This window comes from Asanoa iriomotensis, from assembly GCF_016862515.1.
Lineage (GTDB): Bacteria > Actinomycetota > Actinomycetes > Mycobacteriales > Micromonosporaceae > Asanoa > Asanoa iriomotensis.
The window spans coordinates 19,945-34,244 of the sequence record NZ_BONC01000077.1 but is presented as its reverse complement, the minus strand read 5'-3'; the positions used below and the strand labels follow the sequence as shown (position 1 = coordinate 34,244).

The following is a 14,300-nucleotide window of genomic DNA, read 5'->3' as shown; positions in this document are numbered from 1 at the left end:
GGGCCGCCACAAGCCGGTGGCGGGTGCGGGACAGATCGTTTCACCGGGTACGCCGTCCGCGACGTGGCCCCGTCGCGCGCCGAACGGCGACACCTCGACAGACGCGGGGGCCGGTCCCCGCTTGCGCTACCGGGAGCTGGTCGGGCAGATCGCCGCGCTGACGGGTGACTCGTTCGCGGACGCCCGCGAGCTGACCCAGGCCGTCGTCGGGGTGACGGCGCGCTCGCTCGACGACCCCGACGGCAAGCACCTGATCGCGAGCCTGCCGGCGGATCTGGAAGCGCCGCGCGCGCTGTCCGGGCCACCGGAGCGGGACCTCACGATGTTCCTGCGCGAGGTCGGCCGCCTGGTGGAGCGGCGGCCGGAGCAGATAAGGGTCAAGGTCCAGGCGGTGTTCGCGGCCCTGGGTGACGCGGGTCTCGACCTGCCGCTGCCGGCGGAACTGCGTTCGCTGGCCGACCCGCTGCCGCCGGAGGAGCGCACCACGCCCGGGCGCCCGCTGCCGTTGAACGACGCGGACGTGGTCGCGGCGCTGCGCGACCTGCCGGACTGGGACGGGGACCACCACGCGATCAGCCGGACGATCGAGCTGCCACCGGACAACCTGGACCGGGTGCTGCCGCGGATCGAGCGCCTGCGGGAGACGGGCCGGTCGCCGCACATCGCGCGACCGTCGGCGGGCACGGCCACGCTGACCGCCTACACGGCCTCGACGGGCACGGTGACGGAGTCGGACGTGGCGCTGGCCCACCGCGTCGACACGGCCATCGCCGAAGCCGCCGGCGGGATGGCGGGTTAGTTCACATCCGGTCGGGCGCGCCGATGCCGAGCAGGCCTAGTCCGCGGCCGAGCACCCGGGCGGTCAGGTCGCTCAGCGCCAGCCGGCTCTCGCGGACCTCGCCTTCGGCGCGCAGGACCGGGCAGTTCTCGTAGAAGGCGGTGAACGCCGTCGCCACCTGGTGGAGGTAGCCGGCGAGCTTGTGGAAGTCGAGCGACTCGGCCACCTCGGTGACCACGCCCTCGAAGGCGAGCAACTCGATCGCGAGGGCCCGCTCGGCCGGCTCGGTGACGGTGATCCGGGCCAGGTCCCGCACCGGCGTGACGCCGCCGCGGCGGAAGATCGACAAGATGCGGGCCCGCGCGTACTGCAGGTAGGGCGCGGTGTTGCCGTCGAAGGACAGCATCCGCGCCCAGTCGAAGACGTGGTCGCGGGTGCGGTCGCTGGACAGGTCCGCGTACTTGATCGCACCGACGCCGACCATCCGTGCGACGTTGGCCTTGGTCGCCTCGTCCAGGTCGGGGTTCTTCTCCTCGATCAGGGTCGTCGCCCGCGCTACGGCCTCGTCGACGAGGTCGGCGAGCTTGACGGTTTCCCCGGACCGGCTGCGGAAGATCTTGCCGTCCGGCCCGAGCACGGAGCCGAAACCGACGTGCTGGGCGCGGGCCGGCGGGCTCAGCCAGCCGGCTTCCCGGGCCACCTCGAACACCATCTCGAGGTGTTGCCGCTGGGGGAGACCGATCACGTACAACAGCCTGGTGGCGTGGAGCTCGCGGGTGCGGTACCGGATGGCGGCGAGGTCGGTGGCGCCGTACCCGAAGCCGCCGTCGCTCTTCCGCACGATCAGCGGCAGCGGGTTGCCGTCGCGGTTGGTGAACCCGGCCGGGAACACCACCTGCGCGCCGTCGCTCTCGCGCAGGAGCCCGAGCCGGTCGAGCTCGCCGACGACCGGCACCAGCATGTCGTTGTAGAAGCTCTCGCCGAAGAAGTCCTTCTCCGTCAGGCAGACGTCGAGCCGCTCGTACACCGCGAGGAAATATTTCTCGGATTCGTCGACGAGCAGCCGCCACAACCGGATGGTCCGCTCGTCTCCGCCCTGCAGCGCGACGACCCGGTTCCGGGCGCGTTCCTTGAACGCCTCGTCGGCGTCGAACTTGGACCGGGCCGCCCGGTAGAAGGCGTTGAGGTCGCCCAGCGACAGCTCGTGGGCGGCCTCGGCCTCGCCGATGTCGAGCAGGTGCTCGATCAGCATGCCGAACGGGGTGCCCCAGTCGCCGAGGTGGTTGGCCTTGACCACCCGGTGCCCGAGCCAGTCGAGGAGGCGGGCGGCCGCGTCACCGATCACAGTGGACGGCAGGTGGCCGACGTGCATCTCCTTGGCGACGTTGGGTGCCGAGTAGTCGATCACCACGGTCTCGGGAACCTCGGCTGCCTTGACGCCGAGCCGTTCGTCGCGGCCCATGTCAGCGAGCAGCGCGGCGACGGCGTCGTCGGCGACGGTCAGGTTGATGAACCCCGCACCGGCGATCTCCACGGTCTTGCACAGGTCAGCGAGTCGCGCCCGCTGGACCACCTCGGCGGCGATGTCCCGGGGATTGCGTCCCAGCGCGCGTGCCAGCGCGAGCGCCCCGTCGGCCTGGAAGTCCGCGTGCTGCGATCGGCGCAGGCTCGGGTCGGCCGGCCGGCCGGCGACGGCCGCGAAAGCGGGAGCGAGCCGATCACGGAGCAGCCTGTCCAGGGTCCCCATGGCACCTCAATCTAGTCGCGTTGACATGTGACCATCTGGTCACCTATCTTTGGCTCGTGGACGACGACGGGGATCTCGTGTTCAAAGCGCTCGCCGACCCGACCCGGCGTTTCCTGCTCGACCTGCTCTTCGCGCGTGACGGCCGCACGCTCACCGAGCTCGAGTCCGAGTTGGACATGTCGCGCTTCGGAGTGATGAAGCACCTGCGGGTCCTCGAAGGCGCCGGCCTGGTGGTGACCCGGCGTTCGGGCCGGGAGAAGCTGCACTTCCTCAACCCCGTGCCGATCCGCCTGATCCACGACCGCTGGATCGACAAATACACCGAACGCCAGGCGTCCGCGCTGGCGGAGCTGAAGACGGAGCTGGAAAATGACTGACTCGGAAACGACGGTGCAGGTGCACCGCGTCTACATCAAGGCGTCCGCGCAAGCGATCTGGGACGCCATCACCAAGCCTGAGTGGACGGCCCGATATGGACACCGCGGCCTGAGCGACTACGACCTGCGCCCCGGCGGCGCCTTCGTGGGCCGGGCCAACGAGGGCATGCTGGCCCGCGGCGTGCCCGAGGTCGCGGTGGACGGCGAGGTTATCGAGGCCGACCCACCGCACCGCCTGGTGCAGACGTTCCGGATGCTGATGGACCCGGGCCTGGCGGCCGAGGGCTTCACGCGCCTGACCTACGAGATCGCCGAGGGCACCGACGGCGTCTGCACGCTGACGGTCACGCACGACCTGACGGGCGCCCCGGGCTTGGCGGCCCTGATGCGCGGCGACTTCGAAGCGATGGGCGCGGGCGGCGGCTGGCCGTGGACCCTCAGCGGCCTCAAGACGCTGCTGGAGACGGGCAAAGAGATGGAATCATGACCGCGACCCTGTCGGCGCCGGCCGTTCGCCGCTCAACGTTGTTGGCGGCCGGCGCCGTAGGCGGCCCACTGTTCGTCATCGGCGTCCTCGCCCAGGCGTACACCCGCGACGGTTTCGACCTGGCCCGGCACCCGTTGAGCTCGCTCGCCCTGGGCGACCTGGGCTGGCTCCAGGTCACGAACTTCATCGTGTACGGCCTGCTGACCCTGGCCGGCGCTGAGGGCGTGCGCCGGACGCTGCCGACGGCCCGATGGGCACCACGCCTCATGGCGGTGAGCGGGGTCGCCCTGATCGTGGCGGCTATCTTCACGGCCGACCCGATCAACGGCTACCCACCCGGCACGGCCGACGCGGCCACCTGGCACGGCACGATCCACTCGCTGGCACCGGCCGTCGCCGGGATCGCCGGGCTCATCACGTACATCCTCTTCGCCCGCCGCTTCGCGACGTCCCACGAACCCGGCTGGCTCGTGTGGACAGTCGCCGCATCAGTGGCCGTCCTCGCGACCAACGCGGCGTCCGCCGCGACCGGCGACTTCCGCTGGCTCGTGGTCGGCCAGGCCATCGGCGCGGCCTGGACCACCTCACTCTTCCTCAAGATGCGCTAGCTCAGACCAGCCTCTGGCTTCACCGGGCGCGGCGCCTTCGCATGCCGCTCCCATTCCGCGCGGGACAACGGAAATCATGCCTGCGGGCTATCGTCCTCATCGACGCCGCAGGTTCCGGTGTCCGCTTTGGAGCGCCGTGGCCGCTAGAGAAACGAGGAAGGCTGGAGCGACCGATGAGGAACGGTCATGCGGGCGCGATCGGGTTCTGGGACGTTTCGATGGGCCAGTCGTTCGGTGCCCGCAATGGATCCACCGTCTCTCCACACGACATCGCTGACATCTGCAGAGAACGAGCCGGGCAGCAGGACGTTGAGCTGGCCCACTGGTTTCAACCCTCGGCGCCGGCCACCTTCCATCCGCTCGCGCTGACCAAGCCGGCGCGTTGGGAGAGTGCGGTTGCTATGGCGATCTTCTCGTTCAGCGGGCAGGTGCCGCTGCGGGAAGAGATCATTCACGGCCGCGAGATTCTGGCGCGCCTGCCTCGGCAGGTCAGAACGCGATCGAACCAGCCGACGTGCTCGGGCTGTTGAGCAGTCTGCTGATCGGATTTCGGTTCGGCCGGGGCGGCGATTTCGTCCAGGAGGCCAACAGGCACGTCGACGCCGCTGCGACGATGGCACGCCTGCTCGACAGCGAGTCCGTCCACCTGACCATTCCGCTCTGTGCCCATCGTGGCCGCGAAGTCTGGAACCGCGACGCCTGGCCCGCGATCCCGATCATCGCGGCGTGGGACGGTGGCTGGACGCCGAGGTCGATCATCGCCATCTCAACGATGTAATCACCGGCCGCAACCCGTCGGCCGAGAACCTGGCCATCTGGATCTTCGACGTCTGGTCGAAGAAGTTCCCGGAGTTGACATCCGTGCGCGTTTCCGAGACCGACAAGACCTGGGCCGAATACAAGCACTTGTGATCGACCGTCACGGTGGCGACGGCGAGCGTCCGACGGGGGTGCGGCCCCACCACTGGGCCAGGGCGACCGCGGCCAGCACCAGCAGGGCGCCGGCTAGGGCGAACCAACCCGTGATCTCCATGTCCTGTCGTTGCAGGACGATGTTGTTCGGCAGGTCGCGGAGCACCTGGGTCAGTTCCGCGGCGTCCTGTGCCTGGTAGTACTCGCCGCCCGTCAAATCGGCTACCTCGCGTAGCGTCGGCTCGTCGATGTTCTGGTAGCGGCGCCCGCCGAAGCCGCCCCCTGAGAACCGGGAGCTGTCGCCGAACATCGCGTCGCCGCCTACCTGGTTCGGGTTACAGACCATCGACGACGGCTGGGTCGTGCCGAAGCCGATCGTGTAGACCCGCAACCCGCGGGCCGCTGCCTGTTCCGCCGCGGTGGTCGGGTCTACGCCCTGGGTGTTGCGGCCGTCCGTGAGCACCACGATCGTGTCTGCCTGGATCTCCACCGGGTCGGCGGCCGGGAGGTCGATGCCCGTCGGCGGCACGTCCGCGTTGATCTCGGCGATCGCGTCGACCGACGTCAGGATTGCCAGGCCGATCGCGGTGCCGCGGGCCGTGCGCAGCGTGTCGATGGCCGCGACCAGCGCCTTCTTGTCGTCCGTCGGCTCGACCAGCAACCCGGCGTTCCCGGAGAAGGTGACCAGGCCGATGTTGGCACCGTCCGGCTGGCCCTCCACGAACTCCTTGGCCGCCGCCTGCGCCGCCGTGAGGCGGTTGGGTGGCACGTCCGTCGAGCACATCGAGCCCGACGAGTCGATGGCCAGCATGATGGTCGTCGAGTTGGCCGGGACCGGCACCGACGCCTGCGGGCGGGCGGCGCCCGTGGCCAGGACGACCAGGCCGGCGGCGAACAGCCACAGCGGGATCCGCCGGCGCCAGTGCGACCGGGCGGGCAGGGCGGCGCGCACCAGCGCGAGGCTGGGCAGCCGCACCGTCTCGCGGCGGCGTCGGCGGCGGGTCCACCAGCGGTAGCCGAGCAGCGCGGGGAAGATCAGCAGTGTGGTGAGGGCCCACGGCCAGGTCAGTGACATCAGAGGATCCGTCCGAACCAGTGGATCGTCAGCACCGCGCCGGTCAGGAGCAGGAGCAGCGCGAGCGCGACGATCGGGCCGGTCAGCTCGATCGGTTGCGGCTCGATGGTCGTACGCAGGTCGAGGTCGCGATAGGCGGCGTCGAGCGCGCCGGCGTCCTGGGCCCGGTGGTAGGCGCCGCCCGTCGCCGTGGCGATCTGGGTGAGCAGGTCCTCGTCCAGCGCCGTCGACACCTGGTACCCGTCGATGTCGACGGTGCTGCCCTCCACCGTGCCCACGCCGACGGTCTGGATGTGCACGCCGGCGTTCGAGGCGAGTTCGGCGGCGGCGAGGGCGTCCGGGCCGCCGGTGTCCTCGCCGTCGGTGAGCAGCACGATCGTCGCGTCGCTGTGGTAGCCGAGGTCGGGCGGCTGGGCCGGCGGCTCCGGCAGCGTGACCGGCCGGCCGACGATCGCGGTGAGCGAGCCGAGGATCGCCTGGCCCAGCGACGTGCCGCCGGTGACCCGCAGCCGCTTGATGGCGTCGACGGTCTCCGCGTGCCGGTTGGCCGGCGTGTGCGTGCTCAGCGCGCCCTGGCTGAACGCGATCACACCGATGTCCACAGTGGTCGGTTGCGCTTCGACGAACGCGATCGCCGCCGACTGGGCCGCGGCCAGCCGGGTGGGCGTGATGTCGTCGGCGCCCATGCTGTTGGAGACGTCGAAGGCCAGGATCACGGTCCCGGACGTACGCGGGACGCCGAGCGTCGCTTGTGGACGAGCGACGGCCAGCAGCAGGAACACGACCGCGGCGAGGAACAGCACCGGCGCCAGATAATGCCGGACGCCGCCGCGGGCGCTCACGCCGGCAGCCGCGTAAGCCCTGGAGCGCTCCAGCATCAACCGCCGCAGCCCGACAACGCAGGCGGCCCCCACCAGCAGGGCAACCCCGAACATCACCGGATATTGAAAGCTCATCGGCGTACGCGTCTCGTCCGGCGGACCATCGCGACCAGCGCCTCGACCAGGTCCTCGTCGGTGCGTACCCGATGGGCGGCGACGCCGGCCCGCGCCATCGCGGCGTCGACGGCGGCCTCCCGCGCGGACACCTCGGCGCGCAACCGTTCCCGGAACAGCGGATCGCCGGTGTCGGCCAGCACCTGCTCGCCGGTCTCGGCGTCCTCGACGAGCACCAGGCCGAGGTCGGGCAGGTCCAGCTCGACCGGGTGGACGACCCGGATCGCGACCACCTCGTGCCGCAACGCCAACCGGGTCAGCTCGCCGGCCCAGTCCCCCTCGCCGATGAAGTCGGAGACGACGAACAGCAGGCTGCGCCGGCGGGCGTTGCGCGCGGCGAGCCGCAGCATCGCGCCGAGGTCGGTGCTGCCGCCGCCGCGCTCGGGCGTCGGCGCCGTAACCAGATCGGTCAGCCGCAGCACATGGTCGCGGCCAGTCCGAGGCGGCACGACCCATTGCCGGCGGTTGTCGTAGAGGATCGCGCCGACCCGGTTGCCACCCCGCGAGAACAGCCTGGCGAGGCAGACCGCGAGGTCCGTGAGCATCGAGTCTTTACCTTGCGGCGTCTCACCGAACCGCATGGAGGCCGACTGGTCGAGGACGAGCCAGGCGGTCAGCTCGCGGTCCTCCGTGTACTGCCGGACGTGCGCCTGGTCGAGCCGGGCCGTGACGTTCCAGTCGATGTGCCGCACGTCGTCGTCGGGGAGGTATTCGCGGAGGCTGTCGAAGTCGATCCCGGTGCCGCGGAACGCCGTGCGGTAGGCGCCCTGCAGCCGGCCGTCGAGCCGGCGGAGGATCCGCCACTCGAGCCGGCGGAGCAGGCGGTCCGGGGCCGTGGTCATCGGGCGGTCCGCTGCAAGGGCGCGTCGGGGACGGGAACGGCGGCCATCACCCGGGTCAGGATGCTGTCGGGGGTGACGTCGTCGGAGAGCGCCTCGTACGAGAGCACCAGCCGGTGGCGGAACACGTCGAGGACCAGCTCGGTGACGTCGGACGGCACCACGTAGTCGCGGCCCCGGATGAACGCCAGCGCCCGGCCGGCCAGGATCAGGTTGATCGAGGCGCGCGGGCTGGCGCCGAAGCTGACGTAGCGGGACAGGTCGCCGAGCCCCGCCGCGGCCGGGTCGCGGGTGGTGTTGGCCAGCCGCACGGCGTACTCGATGAGCGCCGGGTCCACGTACACCCGATCGACCTGTTCCTGCATCGCGACCAGCCGCTCCGGATCGGCGACGGCCTGGCCGGCACCCGTCGCGGCGATCGCGCGCTCGACGATCACGAACTCCTCGGTCGGGCTCGGGTAGCCGACCAGCACCTTCATCATGAACCGGTCGACCTGCGCCTCCGGCAGCGGATAGGTGCCCTCGGACTCGATCGGGTTCTGCGTCGCCATGACCAGGAACGGGCGCGGCACCTGGTGGGTCTCGCGACCGATCGTCACCTGCTGCTCCTGCATGACCTCGAGCAGCGCGCTCTGCACCTTGGCCGGCGCACGGTTGATCTCGTCGGCGAGCAGCAGGTTGGTGAACACCGGCCCGAGCGACACCTGGAACTCGCCGCTGTGCTGGTGGTAGACGCGGGTGCCGACGATGTCGGCGGGCACGAGGTCGGGGGTGAACTGCACGCGGTGGAACTGGCCGCCGATCGCGCCGGCGAGCGCCTTCACGGCCAGGGTCTTGGCGAGACCGGGTACGCCTTCCACGAGGATGTGCCCGCGGGCGAGCAGGGCGACGAGCAGCCGTTCGAGAAGCGCGTCCTGGCCGACGATGGTCTTCTTGACCTCGTACAGGATGGGCTCGGTGTCCATGCGCGCTCCTATTGCATCGGACCGGGTGGTCCCGTGCCGTTGGCGCCGCCGGCCAGCGCGGCACCGATGGGCACGGCGAAGCCGACACCGACGAAGGTGCCGGCCGGGGTGGGGTTGAGCAGGGCGACGACGATGCCGACGGTCTCGCCGCGGGTGTTGACCAGCGGCCCGCCGGAGCTGCCGGGATTGACGGCGGCGTCGAACTGGATCAGCCCGCGCAGCCGGGTGCCGTCGGTGCCGGTGGCGACCCGCTCCAGGCCGGACACGACGCCGGCGGTGGTGCTGTGCACGAGACCGAGCTGGTTGCCGATGGCCACGACGTCGTCGCCGATCGCGAGCCGGCCGGCGTTGCCGATGACCGCCGGGACGATCACGGTCGGCGGCTCCTGCGGCATGAGCAGGGCGATGTCGTTGGCGGGGTCGCTGCCGGCGAGGGTGGCGGCGACCTCGGTGCCGTCGGGAAAGGTGACCTCGATGTTCTTGGCTCCGTCGACCACGTGGTAGGCGGTGACGACGAGCCCGTCGGCGTTGGCGACGACGCCGGTGCCGTTGCCGGACCCCTCGACGCTGACCACGGACGGTGCCATGACGGTGTAGACCTGCGCGGTCGTCAACGGTGGCTTGGCGGTCGGCGAAGGGCTGGGTGCCGCGCTCGGCGTCGACCCGCCGCGGCCGGCCCGGAAGGCGACGGTGGCGGTGATCGCCAGGAGGAGGACCACGCCGGCGCCGGCCAGCCAGGGCCGCGAACGCCTCCGCCGCTCAGGCGGTCCAGCGTCCGCGACCTCACCGGGCACGGTCATCGCGGACCGCGGCCCACGCGTGGCTGGCTGGCGCGCCGCATGACGTCACCATAACCGCGTACCCCCGAGATGCTAAATGTCTGTCCTTTCGAGCACCGGTGCGCGGAGCCAGCGGTCGAGGGCGGAGAGGTCCAGGTCGTCCGTCGCCGCGGCGACCGCGCGCACGACCTCCGGTGCGGTGCGCAGCGCGGAACCCTCCGGGCTGCACAGGGCCAACCCCGCCCACGACTCGATGTCCGACGGTGTGTGGCGCACGCGTTCCAGGTATCCGGCGTTGGCCTCGGCGACGGCGCCGGCCACCAATCGCAGGTCGTCGACGTCGCCGGTGGCGGCCGCCAGCGCATCCTCGCCGCGTGCGGCGATGGCGGCCAGGCGGGTGCGGTCGCTGAGGGGCTGGCCGGGCGGGTGCGGCCGCACCTCTCCGTCGATCGTGGCCGGGTGTGACGGGCAGGGCAGGCCAGCGCGGCGGGCCGCGGCGATCGCCGCCACCGCCGCCGGGTCCGGGAGCCGGTGGCGTAGGCGCCAGCGGATAAGGTGGTCGGCGACCGTCTGGTCGGCGAGCCGGCGGGGGCGGTCGTCGACCGGGATGGCCAGCCACTGTTCGGCCGTTGCCACGAGGCTCGCGACGAAGGTGGTGCCGTCGTCGGTCAGCAGGGCCGAGTCGAGCAGGAGCCGACCAGCCATCACCACCTGCCGGCGCCATCGCGCGAACTCGAAGTCCGCGAAGCGGCGTCGCGGTCCCGTGAGGACCTCGCGCTGGCCGCGCCAGAAGTCGACGACGCCGAGGTATGAGTACGCGCCGTGCAGCAGTCCGTCGATCGGCCGCGGATCGTCCCGCCACGGCGAATAGTGCACGGGCTGGTCGTCGGCACGGTGCAGCGCCACCAGGTCGCCGAGTGCGTAGAGGACCGCGTGGTGGAACTCGTGGATCAGCGTGTCGGCGCAGGTGAGGCCGTCGTGCGGGAGTGTCGTCGCGATGCTGCCGAAGGAGTCGCGCGAGGTGACGCTGGCGGCCTCGCCGGCCGCGTTCGGCGCCAGCGGCACGATTCTGCGCAGCCCCGCGGCGATGGCGTCGGCGCGGCCCGGGTTGTCGTCTGCCAGGACGGTCCACGCGCTGTCCAGCGCCGATCGCCATCCGGCGAGCTCGGCCTCGGAGAGGCGGGTGGCCGCGCTGGCCAGGTCGTCGAGGTCGACGACGAGGGTCCGGGCACCCGCGTACGACGTGTTCCGTCGCATGGGTTGCCAGCCGTGCCGTTCCGCCAGCTGCTCGCCGTCCACGGTGAGCCTGCCGTCCTGGACCGTGACGGTCACCGTGCGCTCGCCCGGCAGGTCGATGCGTCCGAGCGTCGGGATGACCACCGACCCGTCGCGCAGCGCCAGCTCGGTCACGCACGCGTGCCCCGCTCGGGCCGCTCCTGCGACCGCGATCGCGGACAGGTAAGCCAGCTCGTCGTCGGCCGCGTCGGTCGTGTGCAGCCGGCGCAGCATGCGGGCGAGCCAGGCACCCACGGCCGGATCCATCAGCACGTCCCTGACCGCCCGCGGGTCTCTGGCCTGAGCGTCGGCGAGCAGGCCGAACGCGGCCTCCACGCCTGCGGTCTCGGCGGGACAGCGCTCGGCGACGCGGTCCAGCAACAGGGTGAGCATCACGATGCGCTTGCGGTGCTGGCCGTTGGCGAGCGCGGTGACCGCGGCGGCGTCGAGGTGGCCGCCGCCCAGCGCGGTCAGCTCGGTCCAGGTGATCCCGGTCATCGGTCCGTCTCCCCGGCGAGGCGGCGCAGGTCGGCGCCGACCCGACCCGCGATGTGGTCGATCAGCGTGCGCAGGTCGGTGCAGTAGACGGACGGGTTGAGGAAGCCCGTTCCCGGACGGTAGCGGTGCGAATAGAGGCCCGCGCCGCAGATCTCGTGGACCGGGCAGGCGAGGCAGGTGGTCGACAGCGCGGCGAGGCCGCGTTGCCGGGCCACGATCGCGGGATGCGTCAGCGCCGCGTCGAACGGGTGGGACCGAACGCTCAGGCCGGTGTCGGGCGCACCCTCGAACGCCGATTTCAGGCCGTCGACCTGTTCGATCGAGCCGTCGGTGTCGATCACGAGCATCCGCACCGGGCTCAGTCCGATGATTTCGCTGGTGCTCGCGCCGCCGAGGACGAGGTTCATGATCTCGTCGAAGAACCGGATGCCGACCTCGCGGGTGGGCGCGTCGTACCACCGGTCGAAGATGGCGATCAGCCACTCCGCGTAGCGTGTGCCGCTCTCATGTGGACCGTACCCCGGCGGTGGTGACTCCCAGTTGGCCAGCGGCAGCAGGAAGTCGACGCCCGGTGCGCCTGTCTCCAGCAGGTCCTCGTAGAGCTGGACCGGGTCGTTGGCCAGGTCCACCGTGCACAGCACGCCGGTGAACAGGTGCCGATAGGCGGGCTTGCGAAGCGCCGCGATGCCGCGCATGACGGCCGCGTGGCTGCCGCGGCCGTCGCGGTAGCGGCGGTGCCGGTCGTTGGCCGCCGCCCCACCGTCGAGGCTGACGCCGACACCGATGTCGTGCGCGGCGAGCACCCGGAGCGTCGACTCGGTGAGCAAGGTGCCGTTGGTCTGGATCGACAGGTCGGCCCGCACACCCGCGGGCATCGCGGCGCGGGCTGCGGTGGCCGCCTCGTCGAGGTACGCGGTGCCGACCATCAGCGGTTCGCCACCGTGGAAGATGACGTCGACGCCGCTGAGCCCGTGCGTCCGCGCGTGCTCCGCGATCCGGTGCAGCGCCTGGTCGAACACAGCCCGTTCCATGACCGCCGGCTTGGTCCGCCAGCTCTGGTCGGCCATCTCGTACATGTAGCAGTAGTCGCACGCCAGGTTGCAGCGGCCGTGCACCTTCAGGATGAACTCCCGGAAGGGCAGCGGTCGCCAGGTGGGGTCGGCGAACGCCGCGTCCACGACTGCCCGTGTCGGCCACTGCGCGGCCTCGTCCACGGTCCCGGCAACGGTCACCACGGTCATCTCGCACCTCGAATCCGTTCACCCGCCCGCTACGGGCACCGGCGCCCACCATCGACGCGGTCGCCACCGATGCGCTCTCGGTCCGCCATGCCGGCGCGGTGCGCGCGATAGGCGACGCATAGCGCCGTCGGCTGAGCTGGTCGAAACCCTCCTTCGACAGATCGGCGAGGTCCGGCCATGCCCACTGCTGACGCGCCCAACCTGTGGCGACACCTCGACTTCCGGCGACTCTGGGGGGCGCGCAGCGTCTCCATGCTGGGCACGCAGGTGACCGTGCTGGCGATGCCGTACATCGCCGCGGTGAACCTGAACGCGACACCGATGGAACTGGCGTTGCTCGTCGCGGCGGGCTTCCTGCCGTGGCTGCTCATCTCCGTTCCGGCCGGGGTCTGGGTCGACCGGCTGCCGCGGCGCCGCGTCCTCGTCGGGTGTGACTGGGGACGGGCGGCGGTCCTGTTGGCCCTGCCCACGGCGGCACTGCTCGGCGCTCTCGCGTACTGGCAGCTTGTCCTCGCCACGCTGGTGGTCGGCACGCTCGACGTCTTCTTCGACCTGGCCGGCAACGCCTACCTGCCGACCGTGGTAGGCCCGGAGCTGCTGCCCGAGGGCAACGCCAAACTCGCGGCCAGCGCGGCCGTCACCACCATCGGCGGACGCGGACTCGGCGGAGGGCTCGTCGCGCTGCTCACCGGTCCGGGGGCGCTGGTCGCCGACGCCGTCTCGTACGTGGTGTCGGCGCTCCTGCTGCGCCGGATCACGGTGGCCGAGCCCGCAGTGACCGCCGGCGAGCGGCGGGCCTTCGTCGCGGAGGCGCGCCAGGGGCTCAGGTTCCTGGTGCGCCAGCGCACGTTGCGCGCCTTCGTCGGCGAGGCCTGCGTCAGCAATATCGGTGCCTGCATGAACAGCGCCGTCGCGGTGCTCTTCGCCGTGCAGGTACTGCACCTCGGCGCGGGCGGCACGGGGCTGGCGCTCGCCTGCCTCGGCGTCGGCGGGTTGGTCGCCTCGGCACTGTCCAGTGTGGCCGTCGCCCGGTTCGGCGTGGGCGGGACCATCATCGGCGCCTGCGCGCTGGGGGGAGTCGGCGGTCTGCTGGGCGCGGCCGCCGCTGGGCCTCCCGCGGTCGCCTGGCTGGTGCTGTCGGTCGGCAATCTGTTGTGGGGTGCGTCGCTGACCGTCTCCGCGGTGGTCGGTGGATCGGTGCGGCAGGCGCTCGTCCCGGCCCATCTTCGCGGCCGTGTCATGGGCAGCGCGACCATTCTCGTGACCGGCATGAACCCGGTCGGCGCGGTGCTCGGCGGCCTGCTCGCGACGGCTTTCGGGCTGCGGGCCACCATGGTCGTCGCCGGACTCGTCATGCTCGCGGCCACCGCGTGGCCGCTCGCGTCACCGCTGCGCGTCCTGCGCGACTATCCGACCGCACCGGATATGCGTCACCAACCGACGGCGATAGCGGCCGCATAGCGTCCCGAGACCGCCGCCGCCTTGACTGATCCCAGCCGCCGGCACCAAGGCCGGCCGATCACCACAGGAGCACACGATGCCCGAGACCACCGCACCGGTCAGCGACCTCGTCGACATCCCGCTGGGGATGTACCGGTCCACCCGCGACACCGGCCGGATCCACGGCGCCTTCGAGACGGCCCTCGCCCGGGTCGCCGAGCAGGCCACGAGCGACGACAAGTCCGCGCGATTCGGAAGCAAGGCCTGGTAAACACCGGGCGCTG

At 71.5% G+C, this 14,300-nt stretch carries 17 protein-coding genes; 9 read left to right on the top strand and 8 right to left on the bottom strand.

The window, feature by feature from the left end; genetic code table 11:
- Nucleotides 1-799, top strand: a 799-nt coding sequence (locus Air01nite_RS34790) for a DUF2267 domain-containing protein (RefSeq protein ID WP_203707629.1), incomplete at its 5' end; no start/stop codon positions are given.
- 1 nt (nucleotide 800) lies between these two features.
- On the opposite strand, the gene argS is transcribed toward Air01nite_RS34790, so the two are convergent.
- Nucleotides 801-2,525 carry an arginine--tRNA ligase gene (argS, locus tag Air01nite_RS34785; RefSeq protein WP_203707628.1) on the bottom strand — a complete coding sequence of 575 codons (1,725 nt, stop codon included), beginning with the start codon at nucleotides 2,523-2,525 and terminating at the stop codon, nucleotides 801-803.
- Between the two features lie 56 nt (nucleotides 2,526-2,581).
- On the opposite strand from argS, the gene Air01nite_RS34780 reads away from it, so the two are divergent.
- The 6 genes from Air01nite_RS34780 to Air01nite_RS41410 all read left to right on the top strand — a co-directional run bounded on the left by Air01nite_RS34780 (nucleotide 2,582) and on the right by Air01nite_RS41410 (nucleotide 4,909).
- The gene (locus Air01nite_RS34780) at nucleotides 2,582-2,902 is read left to right on the top strand and encodes an ArsR/SmtB family transcription factor (RefSeq protein ID WP_239091175.1); all 321 of its coding nucleotides are present in this window, start codon (nucleotides 2,582-2,584) and stop codon (nucleotides 2,900-2,902) included.
- A complete protein-coding gene (locus Air01nite_RS34775; RefSeq protein WP_203707627.1) occupies nucleotides 2,895-3,389 on the top strand; it encodes an SRPBCC family protein in 495 nt (164 codons plus the stop codon). Before Air01nite_RS34780 ends, Air01nite_RS34775 begins: the two co-directional genes overlap by 8 nt.
- Nucleotides 3,386-3,997 (top strand): DUF998 domain-containing protein, encoded by a 612-nt coding sequence (locus tag Air01nite_RS34770; RefSeq protein ID WP_203707626.1) that lies wholly within the window; start codon nucleotides 3,386-3,388, stop codon nucleotides 3,995-3,997. Before Air01nite_RS34775 ends, Air01nite_RS34770 begins: the two co-directional genes overlap by 4 nt.
- Before the next feature lie 173 nt (nucleotides 3,998-4,170).
- Nucleotides 4,171-4,527, top strand: a complete 357-nt coding sequence (locus Air01nite_RS34765; protein WP_203707632.1) for a hypothetical protein — start codon at nucleotides 4,171-4,173, stop codon at nucleotides 4,525-4,527.
- The gene (locus Air01nite_RS41415) at nucleotides 4,512-4,775 is read left to right on the top strand and encodes a hypothetical protein (RefSeq protein WP_239091174.1); all 264 of its coding nucleotides are present in this window, start codon (nucleotides 4,512-4,514) and stop codon (nucleotides 4,773-4,775) included. Before Air01nite_RS34765 ends, Air01nite_RS41415 begins: the two co-directional genes overlap by 16 nt.
- Entirely contained in the window at nucleotides 4,724-4,909 is a 186-nt protein-coding gene (locus Air01nite_RS41410) for a 6-pyruvoyl trahydropterin synthase family protein (protein WP_239091173.1), read from the top strand. Before Air01nite_RS41415 ends, Air01nite_RS41410 begins: the two co-directional genes overlap by 52 nt.
- A 7-nt stretch (nucleotides 4,910-4,916) precedes the next feature.
- On the opposite strand, the gene Air01nite_RS34755 is transcribed toward Air01nite_RS41410, so the two are convergent.
- The 7 genes from Air01nite_RS34755 to Air01nite_RS34725 all read right to left on the bottom strand — a co-directional run bounded on the left by Air01nite_RS34755 (nucleotide 4,917) and on the right by Air01nite_RS34725 (nucleotide 12,576).
- Complete coding sequence (locus Air01nite_RS34755) at nucleotides 4,917-5,984, bottom strand: VWA domain-containing protein (RefSeq protein WP_203707625.1); 1,068 nt, start codon at nucleotides 5,982-5,984, stop codon at nucleotides 4,917-4,919.
- Nucleotides 5,984-6,919 (bottom strand): VWA domain-containing protein, encoded by a 936-nt coding sequence (locus Air01nite_RS34750; protein WP_239091172.1) that lies wholly within the window; start codon nucleotides 6,917-6,919, stop codon nucleotides 5,984-5,986. Before Air01nite_RS34750 ends, Air01nite_RS34755 begins: the two co-directional genes overlap by 1 nt.
- A 17-nt stretch (nucleotides 6,920-6,936) precedes the next feature.
- The gene (locus Air01nite_RS34745; protein ID WP_203707623.1) at nucleotides 6,937-7,821 is read right to left on the bottom strand and encodes a DUF58 domain-containing protein; all 885 of its coding nucleotides are present in this window, start codon (nucleotides 7,819-7,821) and stop codon (nucleotides 6,937-6,939) included.
- Nucleotides 7,818-8,783, bottom strand: a complete 966-nt coding sequence (locus tag Air01nite_RS34740; protein WP_203707622.1) for an AAA family ATPase — start codon at nucleotides 8,781-8,783, stop codon at nucleotides 7,818-7,820. The genes Air01nite_RS34745 and Air01nite_RS34740 overlap by 4 nt, the downstream gene beginning before the upstream one ends.
- An 8-nt stretch (nucleotides 8,784-8,791) precedes the next feature.
- Entirely contained in the window at nucleotides 8,792-9,583 is a 792-nt protein-coding gene (locus Air01nite_RS34735; RefSeq protein WP_203707621.1) for a S1C family serine protease, read from the bottom strand.
- A gap of 72 nt (nucleotides 9,584-9,655) precedes the next feature.
- Nucleotides 9,656-11,335: an HEXXH motif domain-containing protein gene (locus Air01nite_RS34730; RefSeq protein WP_203707620.1), complete on the bottom strand. Its 1,680-nt coding sequence runs from the start codon at nucleotides 11,333-11,335 to the stop codon at nucleotides 9,656-9,658.
- Entirely contained in the window at nucleotides 11,332-12,576 is a 1,245-nt protein-coding gene (locus Air01nite_RS34725; protein WP_203707619.1) for an FxsB family cyclophane-forming radical SAM/SPASM peptide maturase, read from the bottom strand. The genes Air01nite_RS34730 and Air01nite_RS34725 overlap by 4 nt, the downstream gene beginning before the upstream one ends.
- Before the next feature lie 177 nt (nucleotides 12,577-12,753).
- On the opposite strand from Air01nite_RS34725, the gene Air01nite_RS34720 reads away from it, so the two are divergent.
- Nucleotides 12,754-14,037 (top strand): MFS transporter, encoded by a 1,284-nt coding sequence (locus Air01nite_RS34720; protein WP_203707618.1) that lies wholly within the window; start codon nucleotides 12,754-12,756, stop codon nucleotides 14,035-14,037.
- A gap of 76 nt (nucleotides 14,038-14,113) precedes the next feature.
- Complete coding sequence (locus tag Air01nite_RS34715; RefSeq protein WP_203707617.1) at nucleotides 14,114-14,287, top strand: hypothetical protein; 174 nt, start codon at nucleotides 14,114-14,116, stop codon at nucleotides 14,285-14,287.
- The last annotated feature ends 13 nt before the right edge of the window (nucleotides 14,288-14,300 follow it).

Bases quoted from the DNA above. Each gene is read 5' to 3' on its own strand.
- Air01nite_RS34735 (WP_203707621.1), bottom strand. From the start codon at position 9,583: ATGACCGTGCCCGGTGAGGTCGCGGACGCTGGACCGCCTGAGCGGCGG.
- Air01nite_RS34745 (WP_203707623.1), bottom strand. From the start codon at position 7,821: ATGACCACGGCCCCGGACCGCCTGCTCCGCCGGCTCGAGTGGCGGATC.
- Air01nite_RS34720 (WP_203707618.1), top strand. From the start codon at position 12,754: ATGCCCACTGCTGACGCGCCCAACCTGTGGCGACACCTCGACTTCCGG.
- Air01nite_RS34730 (WP_203707620.1), bottom strand. From the start codon at position 11,335: ATGACCGGGATCACCTGGACCGAGCTGACCGCGCTGGGCGGCGGCCAC.
- Air01nite_RS34750 (WP_239091172.1), bottom strand. From the start codon at position 6,919: ATGTTCGGGGTTGCCCTGCTGGTGGGGGCCGCCTGCGTTGTCGGGCTG.
- argS (WP_203707628.1), bottom strand. From the start codon at position 2,525: ATGGGGACCCTGGACAGGCTGCTCCGTGATCGGCTCGCTCCCGCTTTC.
- Air01nite_RS34755 (WP_203707625.1), bottom strand. From the start codon at position 5,984: ATGTCACTGACCTGGCCGTGGGCCCTCACCACACTGCTGATCTTCCCC.
- Air01nite_RS34715 (WP_203707617.1), top strand. From the start codon at position 14,114: ATGCCCGAGACCACCGCACCGGTCAGCGACCTCGTCGACATCCCGCTG.
- Air01nite_RS34775 (WP_203707627.1), top strand. From the start codon at position 2,895: ATGACTGACTCGGAAACGACGGTGCAGGTGCACCGCGTCTACATCAAG.
- Air01nite_RS34740 (WP_203707622.1), bottom strand. From the start codon at position 8,783: ATGGACACCGAGCCCATCCTGTACGAGGTCAAGAAGACCATCGTCGGC.
- Air01nite_RS34765 (WP_203707632.1), top strand. From the start codon at position 4,171: ATGAGGAACGGTCATGCGGGCGCGATCGGGTTCTGGGACGTTTCGATG.
- Air01nite_RS34725 (WP_203707619.1), bottom strand. From the start codon at position 12,576: ATGACCGTGGTGACCGTTGCCGGGACCGTGGACGAGGCCGCGCAGTGG.
- Air01nite_RS34770 (WP_203707626.1), top strand. From the start codon at position 3,386: ATGACCGCGACCCTGTCGGCGCCGGCCGTTCGCCGCTCAACGTTGTTG.